The following is a 12,407-nucleotide window of genomic DNA, read 5'->3' as shown; positions in this document are numbered from 1 at the left end:
ATGATCAAATCCGTATTGCGCATCGGCGGCATCGCTGCCGGCCTTCTTGTCGCGGCGATCGCCGTCTTTGCGCTGGTCTTCGCCAACCGGCTCTACGCCTCGCTGCCACAGACCAGCGGCACGCTTGAACTGGCGGGACTGGACGCCCCCACCGACATCGTGCGCGACCGCTATGGTGTGCCCCATATTTTTGCCGGCAATTCCCACGACGCCTATTTCGCCCTCGGCACGGCGCACGCCCAGGACCGGATGTGGCAGATGGAGATCACCCGCCGGGCGATTCGCGGCCGGCTCGCCGAAATTCTCGGACCCGATGCGCTGGATACCGACATTTTCTTCCGGACCATGGGACTGGCCCGTGTCGCCGAGGAAACGGTCGGCAATCTGCCCGACGACGTGCAGCTCGCGCTGCAGGCCTACAGCGATGGCGTCAACGCCGTCATCACCGCGCCGGGCTATGTCGCCCCACCGGAATACCAGATCCTGATGGTCGCGCCGGAGCCCTGGACCCCTGCCGATACCGTCACCGTCTTCAAGGCGATCGCGCTTGACCTGTTTGGCAATGCCTTCCAGGAACCGGCCCGCACCGCGCTCGAAGCCGCGCTGGGCGCCGAGCGCACCGAGGAATTCATTGGCCGCTACCCCGCCGATGCGCCGCGTTCGCTGAGCATGGCCGATCTCGGCCTGACGGATGCGTCCGCACCTGCGGCAATCGAGAGCCCGCCGCCCGCCATTGGCCCGGAAGACCCGGGCCGCGACGGCTCCAATAACTGGGTCCTCGCCGCGAGCCGCACCACGACCGGTGCCCCGATCCTGGCGAATGACCCGCATCTGGGCCTGCGGGCGCCGGATATCTGGTATCTGGCCCGCGTGACCACGCCGCAAGGCTCAACCGTGGGCGCCACCCTGCCCGGCACGCCCTTCGTGACGCTGGGACGCAATGACCATATCGCCTGGGGCTTCACCAATACCGGGCCCGATGTCGGTGACCTGCATCCGGTGACCCAGGCCGATGTGACCGGGACGCGCGATGAGACCATCGAGGTCCGTTTTGGCGACGATGTCACCATCACGCGCCGCGAAACCGCAACCGGCCCGGTGCTCGACCCTGAGCATTTCGACTATGCCCTGCCCGAAGGTGCCGATTTCTTCGCCCTGCAATGGATGCTGGACGAAGCTGATGACGGCACGCCCGGCGTCGGCATGGCGATCGCCGGCGGTCGCGGCTGGGATGATTTCGTGGATGCGGTCCGCAGTTTCGTCGCGCCGCAGCAAAGCATGGTGTTTGCCGCCACCGATGGCGATATCGGCTTCTACGCCCCGGCCCGGATCCCGGTTCGTGACGCCGCCGGCGCGTGGGTCTCGACCATTCCCTTCGATGAACTGCCGCACACGCGCAATCCCGGGCGCGGCTTCATCGCCACCGCCAACAACATGATTGTCCCGGACAATTACCCTCACTACCTGTCGAGCGAATGGTATGGCGTCAGCCGCATTCGCCGGATTTATCACGGTATTGAAGCGCAGCCGCGCCACGATCTCGACAGCCTGCAGGCGCTGCAAGTCGATACGGTCTCCGACATGGCACTGCGCATCCTGCCGGTCCTGCTGGGCGCGGAACCCCTGACGACGGCCGGGCAGGACGCCCTCGCCCTGTTGCAGGACTGGGATGCCGACATGGCCGTCGACCGGCCCGAACCGCTGATCTATTCAGCCTGGATGGTGGAGCTGCAACGGCGCGTCTATGCCGACGAACTCGGGACGCAATTCAATCGCTGGTATGCCGACCGCCGGGTCTTCATGATGGATGTCCTGACCGGCGATCTGAGCCATTGGTGCGACGATACGCTGACCGGGGATGTCGAGACCTGCCATGATCTGCTCGGCGCCTCGCTCGACGATGCCATCGCCAATACGGTGGCCTCCCAGGGGCGCGATATCGCATCCTGGCAATGGGGTGATGTGCATTTTGCGCGCAGCGACCACACGCCGTTTTCCAGCTTCCCGATCCTGAAGGACTGGTTCACCATCACCACTCCGGTGCCCGGCGACGGATCGACGGTCAATGTCGCGCCCTTCTCCTTCCGCCAGCCCGGCTATGCCGTGACCCACGGCGCGTCCTACCGCTCGCTGTATGATTTGTCGGATCTGGATAATTCACGCTTCATGATCACCACCGGCCAGTCGGGCAATGTGCTGTCGCGCCATTATGCCGATCTGGCGCCGCTTTGGGGCCGGGGCGAGTATTTCCAGGTGCGTACCGACTGGACGCCGGACACGATGCCGGACGGTGCCCGGCGGCTGCGGCTTCAGCCCGCCTCGCCGTAACCGCCGCGCACGAAGACCAGCGAAGCTACGGTCCGCGGCGTATCAAGGGCGATCACCTCGCCGATGATGATGTCGTGGTCCCCGCCGGCATGGACGGCATGCTGGCGGCAGACCAGCCGCGCGACGGCGCCGTCAATCATGGGCGCGACATCGCCGGTCCAGCTTGCACCGCACAGAGCGAGATCCGCTTCCTGGGCGCAGGCCTCGGCCATTTCGCGCTGATCATGGGCGAGGATATTGATCACGTAGTCGCGGGCATTGCGCAGCAGGTCATAGCGGTGCGTCGAGCGTTCGATCGACCACAGCACCAGCGGCGGATCGAGCGAGACCGAGGCAAAGGAATTGACGGTCATGCCCAGGGCCGCGCCGCCGGAATAGGTCGACACAATGGTCACCCCGGTCGGGTAACACCCCAGTGCGTCACGGAATGCGCGGTTATCAATCAAGGTCTTCCCTTCGCAATCCGGCTCGAAACCTGCCCTTAACGTTAACGGTCTACAGGAGTTGGGTGAGATTAAACAAGGTGGGTAGACATGGCGGCGAATGACAGGCCGATCATCATCAAGAAGATCACCAAGGTCGCAGGCGGACACCATGGCGGCGCCTGGAAGGTCGCCTATGCCGATTTCGTGACCGCGATGATGGCCTTCTTCCTGCTGATGTGGCTGATCAACACCACCACACCGGAACAAAAACGCGGCATTGCCGACTATTTCGCCCCGGCCAGCGTCAGCCCCTCGACCTCCGGTTCCGGCCAGCCCTTCGGCGGCACCACGCCCGGCCAGGACGGCGTGCAGGGCAATGGCGATGCGTCCATGGTGCGCCGACTGGCGCCAACCGTGCCCCAGGACAGCGATGACAGTGAACAGGCCACACCGGCCTCGACGTCGGAATCCACCGACTCGCCGGATGTAACCCAGTCCGCCATGGCGCAGGCGCAACAGCGCCGCGAGGACGCCATGTTCCAGAGCGCGGCGATGTCCTTGCGCCAGGCGATGCAGTCCATGCCGGAACTGGCCGAACTGTCCAACCATGTCATCATGGATATCACCCCGGAAGGATTGCGGATCCAGCTGATCGACCAGGAGGGCCGGCCGATGTTCGCGCCGGGTGCTGCCGAACCCAATCCGCGGGCCGTCACCCTGCTCAACGCCATCGCCGGCATCGCGGAACGCCTGCCCAACCGGCTTTCCATCTCCGGACATACGGATTCGGGGCCAACCGGCAGCGGCAATTATACCAACTGGAACCTCTCGGCTGACCGCGCCAATGCGGCACGGGGCGTCGTCCAGGAAGCCGGTATCAGCGATGACCGCATCTATGAAGTGCGCGGCAAGGCCGGCTCTGAGCCGCTCTATCCCGATGACCCCTTCATGCCCGGCAATCGCCGCATCTCGATCGTCCTGCTGCGCGAAGCGCCAATCCTGCCGGCCGGTCACGAACTCTGATCCCTGAGGCAGTCTTCTGCATGCGGATGGTAGCGGCTTGCACCAAAAGGGCTTCGCAAGCGCGCGGGGCATATGCTAGCCTTGCATCAGGGCCAGATCGGGCCCGATGCTTCCTGAATCGAAAATATGCCGGAAATAACGTCTGTAGATGATTGGCAGATGTGGGCCGTATTGGGCGGCCTGTGCATCGCCATCGTTTTCTATTGCTGGGAACGCTTCGCCATTGAAATGGTGTCCGCGGCAATCGTCGCGATCCTGCTGGTTTTCTTCCATATTTTCCCGCTCGAAAGCGATAATCCCACGGTCAGCGTCCTGTTGGCCGGCTTCGCCAACCCGGCCTTGATCACCATCATGGCGCTGCTGATCGTCGGCCAGGGCATTTTCCAGACCGGCGCGATGGAAGGCCCGACCCAGGCCCTGCTGCGCTCCTTCGATCAATACCCCAAGGCGACGCTGCTGGGCATGTTCGCCTTCGTCTTCGTGATCAGCGCCTTCATCAACAACACGCCGGTCGTGGTGATGTTCGTGCCGATCCTTGGCGCCATCGCCAAGCGGATGGAGCAAAGCCCGTCCAAACTCATGATCCCGCTGAGCTATATCTGCATATTCGCCGGCATGACGACGCTGATCGGTTCCTCGACCAATCTCCTGGTGGCCGATTCGCTGATGTCGACATCGGGCATCCATCTCGGCTTTTTCGCGCCGACCGCGCCCGGCCTCTTTCTCGCCGCGATCGGCATCGTCTACGTGATGTTTATCCTGCCCAGACTCCTGCCAGACCATTCCTCCATGGAAGAGGAACTGGCCGGTGCGGGGGGCCGCCAATTCATCGCCCAGCTCGACGTCACCAGCGATCACCCCCTGGTCGGCAAAAAGCCGGTCGCCGGCATGTTCGTCGACCTGCCCGACATGACGGTGCGGATGATCCAGCGCGGCGAGCACGCCCTGCTGCCACCCTTCGACCAGATTGAATTGCGGACCGGAGATCTGGTCATCGTCGCGACAACCCGCCAGACCCTGACCGCGCTATTGTCGAAGAATGCCGACTTCATGCGCGGCCTGCTGCAGACGGCCGGTCCAGGCGATGAGCCCAGCCCGGGCGATCAATTGAAAATGACCGAGGCCGTCGTCGCGCCCGGTTCGCGCCTGATCGGCCGCACCATTGCCCAGATCGGCTTTCGCCATTCCACCGGCTGTGTCGTGCTGGGGATTCAGCGCCGCAGCCGCATGATCCGCTCGCGCATGGGCGAGATCCGGCTCGAAGCCGGTGATACCCTGCTGTTGTTCGGGACCTCCAATTCGATGCGCTCCATGCGGGCCGATCGCGACCTCTTGTTGATGGAATGGTCCTCGACCGCCCTGGCCGACCCGCGCCGCGCCAATATTGCGCGGGCGATTTTCGCTGGCGTCGTCCTGTTTGCCGCGACCGGCGCCATGCCGATTGCGGTCGCCTCCTTCCTCGGCGCCGTCGCGATGATCGCCGGTGGCTGCCTCAATACACGCCAGGCGGCGCGCGCTGTGGACATGCGGGTCTATCTTCTGATCGGTTCGGCCATCGCGCTGGGCACGGCGATGCAGGCCACCGGCGCGGCTGACCTGCTGGCGCTGGGCGTCGTTTCAGCCTTCTCGCCCTTCGGTCCGGTGGTGCTGATGTCGGCCATGTTCATTCTGGTCGCCATCCTGACCAATGTCCTGTCCAACAGCGCCACCGCCATCCTGTTTACACCGATCGCCATCGGCGCCGCCAATCAGATGGGGCTGGACCCGACCCTGTTCGCGATGACCGTCCTGCTGGCCGCCAATACCTCCTTCGCAACGCCGATCGGCTATCAGACCAATCTGCTGGTGATGGGGCCCGGACATTACCGCTTCGTCGACTATCTGCGCGCCGGCACGCCACTTATCCTCTTGTTTTGGGTCGGATATACGGCCTATATTGCCCTGCATTTCGCGCTCGGTGGGGCTTGAGCGCGCTTCTGGCAGTGAGCTGAACACCTGACCTGAATCAACCCAAGGCGAGAACGTGACCCACCCGTTTGCCACCCAGCAAATCCCCTTCTTCCTGACCACCTCCGCGCCCTGCCCCTATTTGCCGGACCGGATGGAGCGCAAGGTGTTCACGCGCATCGAGGTCGGCGAGGGCCCGGCCCTCAATGACGCCCTCACCCATGCCGGGTTTCGCCGCAGCCAGGCGGTGCTCTATCGCCCCGCCTGTGAGAAATGCGATGCCTGCCGCTCCTCGCGCATTGATGTCGGGCATTTCAACTGGAAGCGGCGCTGGCGGAAAATCCTGTCACGCAACAGCGATTTGCGGGTCTCCACGGACGCGGTTGGCGCCACGCTTGAGCAATATGAACTGCTCGACCGCTATCTCGACAGCCGCCATCACGACGGCGATATGGCGGGCATGTCGTTCAGCGAATACGTGATGATGGTCGAGGATGGTGCCCAGCGCACGCATGTCACCGAATATCGCGATCGTGAGGGCGACCTGATCGCGGCCGTCCTCACAGACGTGCTGCGTGACGGAATTTCGATGATCTACAGCTTCTTCGAACCGGAGGCAGAGCGCCGCAGCCTGGGCGCCTATATGATCCTCGACGCGATCCGCCAGGCAGAACTCGCCGGCCTGCCCTTCGTCTATCTGGGCTATTGGGTACGCGGCAGCCGCAAAATGGCGTACAAGGCCGAATTCCAGCCCCTGCAAGTGCTGACCCCCGCCGGGTGGCAGCCGCATGCCGAGCTGGAATTCGACGATGAGGACGACATAGACTGCAATCCGCGACACGACTGACGCGCTCTTGGGGGAGACCAGCATGGATCGACGCACATTTCTCAGCGGTGCGAGTATCGCCGCGGCCACGGTAGCCACGGCTTGCGGTGACAGCACGTCAAGCAACACCCAATCCGGGTCACCGGCTTCACCCGCCATTCTGCGCGGCGTCAAGCAATTGCGCATGGTCACGACCTGGCCAGCCAATTTCCCCGGCCTCGGTACCGCAGCCAATAATGTTGCCGCCTTCGCCAATGCCGCCTCGGGCGGCTCGCTCGACGTTCGCGTCTATGCCGCCGGCGAATTGGTCAGCGCTTTCGAGGCCTTCGATGCGGTCTCCGAAGGCACGGCCGACATGTATCACGGCGCCGAATATTACTGGCAGGGCAAGTCGCAAGCCTTCAATTTCTTCACCGCCGTGCCGATGGGCATGACGGCTTCGGAAATCATGGGCTGGGTCGAGTTTGGCGGCGGTCAGGCCCTGTGGGACGAGCTGTCGGCCCAGTTCAACATCAAGCCCTTCCAGGCCGGCAATTCCGGTCATCAGATGGCGGGCTGGTTCAAGCGCGAGATCAACACGCTGGAGGATTTCCGCGGCCTGCGCATGCGCATGCCCGGCCTGGGCGGATCAGTCTTGCGCGAACTGGGCGCGGCGGCCGTTACCCTGTCAGGCGGCGAGATCTATCCGGCGCTGCAATCGGGCGCCATCGACGCGACCGAATGGGTCGGCCCCTGGAATGACCTTGCCTTCGGCTTCTATCGCGAAGCGCCCTATTATTATGGCCCGGGCTTCCACGAACCCGGTTCGAGCCTGGCGGTCGGGATTAATCTCGATGTCTGGAATGGCCTCGACGCGGACCACAAGGCAATCCTGAAACAGGCCTGCTGGGCGGCGAATAATCAGTGTCTCGCCGAATTCCAGTATCAAAACGCCCTCGCCCTCGATGTTCTGGTCAATCAGCATGGCGTGCAATTGCGCGCCTTCAGCGACGCGATCTGGGACCGGATCGGCACGATTTCCGAACAGGTTGTCGCCGATACCGGCAATAGCGATGCGATGACACGGCGGGTCTATGACAGCTATCTCGGCGCCCGCAATTCGATGCGCAGCTGGGACCGGATTTCCGAAATGCCCTATATGGCGCAGCGCGAACGCGTGCTGGGCGGCTAGGCATGATGCGGGCGGGCGATAGACTCATCCTGACCCTGGGGGCCCTGGTGCTGGCGCTGACCCTGGTCGATATCCTCACGGGCGGCGGCGTCGCCGCATGGTCCGCCGATCATCTGGCCAGCAGCGCCCATACTGCCGGAAGCGGGCTGGGCCTGCTGGGCCGGATCGGCTGGCCGCTTCTGCTGATCCCGCTCCTGGCCGCGCTGGCGGGCCGTTTCATGGCCCTGCCCGGCGCCCTGACCGGCGGCCTGCGCCGCGCGATCAGCCTCATCGACACGGTCAGTTCCAGCATTGGCGGGGCCGCGCGCTGGTTTGCCCTGGGCCTGGTGATTGCCACCGCGACTGTCGTCGTGCAGCGCTATGTGTTCGGCTATGCCTCGACCAAGCTGGCCGAGAGCGTGATCTATATGCACGCCTTCCTCTTCCTGTTCGCCTCGGCCTCGACCCTGCTGGCCAATGGCCATGTCCGCGTTGATATTTTCTACGCCAAGATGGATGAGCGCGGCAAAGCCTGGGTCGATCTGATCGGCACCTATCTGGCGCTGATCCCGATGAATATCCTCATTCTGTGGACCTCGACCGGCTATATGAATTCCACCTGGCGTATCCTGGAACGCTCGCGCGAGGCCGACGGCCTGCCGCTCGTCTTTGCCCTGAAAACCGCCATTCCCCTGTTCGCGGTGCTGATGATTTTGCAAGGCATCTCCATGGCCGCGCGCGCTGCGCTGACGATTGCCGGCGACAAGGCGCCGGACACGCCGGCCAATGCCAGTGCCGGGGAGTTGTGAGATGAGCCTCTTCATCGAAGCCCTGCCCTTCTTGATGTTCCTGGCCGCCTTTGCCGCCCTGCTGCGCGGGTATCCGGTCGCCTTCACCCTGGCCGGTGTGGCGCTGGGCTTTGCCCTGCTCGGCCTGGCGCTGGACCTGTTTGACCCGGTGCATTTGCGCGCCTTCCCGCAGCGCATTTACGGCAATCTGATGGAGGTCGACCGCTCCATCCTCGTTGCCGTGCCGCTCTTCGTCTTCATGGGCGTGATGCTGGAAAAATCGCGCATCGCCGAGGAATTGCTCGAAGCCATGGGCGCCCTGTTCGGCAGTATGCGGGGCGGTCTGGGTATTTCGGTGATCATTGTCGGCGCCCTGCTGGCCGCCTCGACCGGGATTGTCGGCGCCACCGTGGTGACGATGGGGCTTTTGTCGCTGCCAACCATGCTCAAGCGCGGCTATTCGCCGGAGCTTGCCGCCGGATCGATTGCCGCCTCCGGCACGCTGGGCCAGATCATCCCGCCCTCCATCGTACTGGTCCTGCTCGGCGACCAGATCTCCAATGCCTATCAGGAAGCGCAACGCTCGCAGGGTATTTTCTCGCCCGACATCGTCTCCGTCGGCGATCTCTTCGCCGGCGCGCTGATCCCGGGCATTTTGCTGGTCGGGATGTATATTCTCTACCAGGTCGGCATCGCCATCTTCCGCCCCAAGGACGCGCCCGCCGCTCCGGCCAGCGAAGGCGCCACTGATTGGGGCCAGCTCCTGCACGCCCTGCTGCCGCCGCTGGCGCTGATGACTGCCGTACTCGGCTCGATCCTGACCGGGGTCGCCACGCCAACGGAAGCCGCCGGTGTCGGCGCGGTCGGCGCGACCTTCATTGCAGGAGCCCGCAATGCCGGCGCCGCGAAAAACCCGTTGGCAGGGCAATTGGTCGCCTTTGCCGGCCTGGCCGCGCTGCTCGGCCTGTTTGCCCTGGTGTTGTTGGCCAATATCGGCGGCGAACGACGGCTCTATGTCGCCGATCTCGGGCCCGCCGCCACACTGCTCGCCTTCGTGCTGGTCGTCATCACCGTGATCGGTGCCGCGCTCAGCCTTGTGCGCCTGAAACGCTCCGGCGTGCTCGATGATGTCATGGCCTCAACCGCCAATATCTCGGCCATGGTCTTCGTCATCCTGATCGGCGCCGCCCTGTTCTCGCTCATCTTCCGCGAGCTTGGCGGCGATGTGGTGGTCCAGCACGCCCTCGCCGCCGTGCCCGGCGGCAAGTATGGCGCGCTGGCCGTGGTGATGCTGGTGATGTTCCTGCTCGGCTTCTTCCTCGACTTCATCGAGATCACCTTCGTGGTCGTGCCGATCGTCGCGCCCATCCTGCTGATGATGGGCATCGACCCGGTCTGGCTGGGCGTGCTGATGGCGATGAATCTCCAGACCAGCTTCCTCACCCCGCCCTTCGGCTTCGCCCTCTTCTACCTGCGCGGCGTCGCCCCGCCGACGGTGACAACCGCCGCGATCTATCGCGGCGCCATCCCGTTCGTGATTATCCAGATCCTGGCGATCGGGGCGGTGGTGTTATTGCCATGGCTGGCGACGGGATTGCCGGAATGGCTTTACGGGTAAAGGGGGGGGGGCTGTTCCTAGATGGAGGAGGTCCCACCGAAGGCGGTAGAGCTGGTAAGGATATTGGAGCTCGATCCAGCCGGCACTACGACTGAGCGCGTCGTCAGATAATATTTCTAGTTCAGAGGAAAAGTGTGACAGGCCGCTTGAGCAACAGATTAAGTATTAAGCGTTCTTTATGTGAATTCCACGGATAAGCTATAAACTGCGACGCTTGTGGCGTCAATTGTTTCAATGAGTTGGTGTGGCGTGTAAACTATTGTTGAGCCCAGCCACACAGGAGGGGGGCAGGCGACGAAAAATATGCAAAATTTAGTGCTCACTCAACACCAGCATAATGTATATTATATTGGCTTAGCCCCTTCAGCTATCTTACAACACTCTTAGAAAAATGGCGTGCAGGGCTATTGAAGATGGGCTGGATAGTAGTTTTTCTTATCTGGATGGGCGTCTTGGGAGAGCGAGGGCACAAGCTACGCGCTGAGAAGAAACGCGAACAGCTTGAAGCGAAGTGGCAACGCCAAGCTGCCCGGGACGAGCTCCGGCGCGCGCGCCGAGACGTGCGCCGGGACATGCTCGAATGGGATGATGATCGGGCGCGACGCGCCCGAAAGAAATTTTCCATGACGTCACCACCATTCAATCGACGGTGGAAGTGGGACGTCCAAATTACAGTTCCGAATGCGGACGAGTTATCAAGAGACAGATTGATTAAGTTTGAGAATTTCGGCGATGCTGGCCATGTAGTTAAATTGACAGCGGACCTTTTTAAAGATGGGAAATCGCTTTGTCCAATGGTGGTTGAAGACATATCAATTCCGCCAAAGTCGTCATACACACCAAATTTACTAAAAGATTTGAAATTACTGGATCAATTAGAGCCGGATAACCCAGATCACACATCGAAATTAATACGGCTGTTGAATTTCGAACCGCAATGCATTTATCCGCTCAAGCGCCCTAATCTCAGGCGCCCAATAATGCTCACGACCTTTGCTGCGCAATTCCTAAACTTTCGCGAAAGTGAGCGGTTAAACGTACCGAAGCAATCACATCTAACCCTGCGCAACGCGCGAGCTACTCATATCGTTGCACTTGTTGCTTCTACGGCCATGACGGTCGACATGCTCGCGAACGGATCGGGTCCTGAATTTCTCCGGGAGGGCAACTGGGTGTCTATTGCCGCGTCAGCATCGGGGAATATTTGCATGACTGCATTCACTCTTTTGCTTCCCGCGCTAGCTGTAAGGACGATTGGGCCATCTCCCGCGGTATGGACGTACCGGATCGTAACTTGGTGTTTCGCAGCCGCAGCTTCGATAATCGTCGCCAACCAGTTGGTGCGCGCCGCCGGTTTTTGACTACAACCCGGGCAAATGGGAGTGCTACCCTACCCCGCTAGAATGGAGGCTATGGACCAAGCCGATTTGACGCCGACACTCCCCGGCCCGCTGAAGCGTCACACAAATAACCTTCCGCTCCTTGAAGCCGTCACTTCGCAACGTTCAAAATTCATCTGACGCTGTTGCCTCCGATCGCGAGAGGTCCATCCTGCGCATCCATTCGCCCGTTTGTGGTCCCGAGCGAGCCGCCACCAAGCGCTCACTCTCCCCCCTCTAATTCGGTGGGAACGCCCGCGCCCACTCTTGGCGAATCCAGCCGACGCGCTAGTATGCCTCACCGTCACCGCGCACAGGATCACCACGCCCCATGACCCCGATCCGCAAAATTGCCCTCGAGCGGGGCTTCATTATCGTTCTGGCGCTGGTGATCTCCTGGATCTTCCTGTGGATGATCCGCGATTATCTCGCTGCGCTCTTCCTGGCCGCCGTGCTGACCCTCTTCCTGCAGACGCCGCAGGACTGGCTCAGCGGCAAGCTGGGCGGACGCAAGGGGATTGCTGCCGGCCTGCTCGTCACCGGCTCGGTGCTGGCTTTTATCATCCCCGCCTCCATCCTGCTCGGCGTCGTGGCAGAGCAGGCGATCGAGGTCACCACCATGGTGACGCCCTGGGTGCAGGAACAGGTGACGCTGATCCGGACAAACGGACTCGACAGCCTGCCCGCCTGGCTGCCCTTCCGCGACGAAATGATCCAGTATCAGGCCACAATCGCGACCCAGATCGGATCGCTGGCCGGATCGGTCGGGCGCATCCTGGTCTCGAGCCTTCGCGCCGGTAGGGGCGGCGTGCTGATCGCGGCGCTCAATCTCTTCATCCTGCTCTATGCCCTCTTCTTCTTCCTGCTGACCCGACGCGAACCCGGCCGCCAGGCCCTCGCCCTGATCCCGATGGTGCGCAAGG

Annotated in this window: 10 protein-coding genes; 9 read left to right on the top strand and 1 reads right to left on the bottom strand. The window is 62.5% G+C overall.

From position 1 onward, the window contains the following. Positions 1–2,328 (top strand): penicillin acylase family protein, encoded by a 2,328-nt coding sequence (locus ACN0YJ_RS07160; RefSeq protein ID WP_417495765.1) that lies wholly within the window; start codon positions 1–3, stop codon positions 2,326–2,328. Here ACN0YJ_RS07160 and ACN0YJ_RS07155 read toward each other — a convergent pair. Next, complete coding sequence (locus ACN0YJ_RS07155) at positions 2,310–2,774, bottom strand: flavin reductase family protein (protein ID WP_417495764.1); 465 nt, start codon at positions 2,772–2,774, stop codon at positions 2,310–2,312. The genes ACN0YJ_RS07160 and ACN0YJ_RS07155 overlap by 19 nt on opposite strands. Positions 2,775–2,861: 87 nt before the next feature. Here ACN0YJ_RS07155 and ACN0YJ_RS07150 point away from each other — a divergent pair, with 87 nt between their 5' ends. From ACN0YJ_RS07150 to ACN0YJ_RS07115, 8 genes are all read left to right on the top strand, one after another. Continuing rightward, the gene (locus ACN0YJ_RS07150) at positions 2,862–3,776 is read left to right on the top strand and encodes a flagellar motor protein MotB (RefSeq protein ID WP_417488758.1); all 915 of its coding nucleotides are present in this window, start codon (positions 2,862–2,864) and stop codon (positions 3,774–3,776) included. Between the two features lie 159 nt (positions 3,777–3,935). Next, positions 3,936–5,744: an SLC13 family permease gene (locus ACN0YJ_RS07145; RefSeq protein ID WP_417476312.1), complete on the top strand. Its 1,809-nt coding sequence runs from the start codon at positions 3,936–3,938 to the stop codon at positions 5,742–5,744. A 55-nt stretch (positions 5,745–5,799) separates the two neighbouring features. Continuing rightward, positions 5,800–6,570 (top strand): arginyltransferase, encoded by a 771-nt coding sequence (locus ACN0YJ_RS07140; RefSeq protein ID WP_417476313.1) that lies wholly within the window; start codon positions 5,800–5,802, stop codon positions 6,568–6,570. A 22-nt stretch (positions 6,571–6,592) separates the two neighbouring features. Then, the gene (locus tag ACN0YJ_RS07135; protein ID WP_417495763.1) at positions 6,593–7,720 is read left to right on the top strand and encodes a TRAP transporter substrate-binding protein; all 1,128 of its coding nucleotides are present in this window, start codon (positions 6,593–6,595) and stop codon (positions 7,718–7,720) included. Positions 7,721–7,722: 2 nt separating this feature from the next. Then, entirely contained in the window at positions 7,723–8,508 is a 786-nt protein-coding gene (locus ACN0YJ_RS07130) for a TRAP transporter small permease subunit (protein ID WP_417495762.1), read from the top strand. A gap of 1 nt (position 8,509) precedes the next feature. Further along, entirely contained in the window at positions 8,510–10,105 is a 1,596-nt protein-coding gene (locus ACN0YJ_RS07125; protein ID WP_417495761.1) for a TRAP transporter large permease, read from the top strand. Positions 10,106–10,518: 413 nt separating this feature from the next. Then, positions 10,519–11,466, top strand: a complete 948-nt coding sequence (locus tag ACN0YJ_RS07120) for a hypothetical protein (RefSeq protein WP_417495760.1) — start codon at positions 10,519–10,521, stop codon at positions 11,464–11,466. Positions 11,467–11,815: 349 nt separating this feature from the next. Then, the coding region (locus ACN0YJ_RS07115) for an AI-2E family transporter (protein WP_417495759.1) at positions 11,816–12,407 on the top strand (592 nt) is incomplete at its 3' end.

Source organism: Maricaulis sp. (genome assembly GCF_048270095.1).
In the GTDB taxonomy this organism is placed as follows: domain Bacteria; phylum Pseudomonadota; class Alphaproteobacteria; order Caulobacterales; family Maricaulaceae; genus Maricaulis.
This window is presented reverse-complemented; position numbering and strand designations above follow the sequence as displayed.

Coding starts and splice junctions, on each gene's coding strand:
- ACN0YJ_RS07135 (WP_417495763.1), top strand. CDS start 6,593: ATGGATCGACGCACATTTCTCAGCGGTGCGAGTATCGCCGCGGCCACG.
- ACN0YJ_RS07125 (WP_417495761.1), top strand. CDS start 8,510: ATGAGCCTCTTCATCGAAGCCCTGCCCTTCTTGATGTTCCTGGCCGCC.
- ACN0YJ_RS07150 (WP_417488758.1), top strand. CDS start 2,862: ATGGCGGCGAATGACAGGCCGATCATCATCAAGAAGATCACCAAGGTC.
- ACN0YJ_RS07145 (WP_417476312.1), top strand. CDS start 3,936: ATGTGGGCCGTATTGGGCGGCCTGTGCATCGCCATCGTTTTCTATTGC.
- ACN0YJ_RS07130 (WP_417495762.1), top strand. CDS start 7,723: ATGATGCGGGCGGGCGATAGACTCATCCTGACCCTGGGGGCCCTGGTG.
- ACN0YJ_RS07160 (WP_417495765.1), top strand. CDS start 1: ATGATCAAATCCGTATTGCGCATCGGCGGCATCGCTGCCGGCCTTCTT.
- ACN0YJ_RS07120 (WP_417495760.1), top strand. CDS start 10,519: ATGGGCTGGATAGTAGTTTTTCTTATCTGGATGGGCGTCTTGGGAGAG.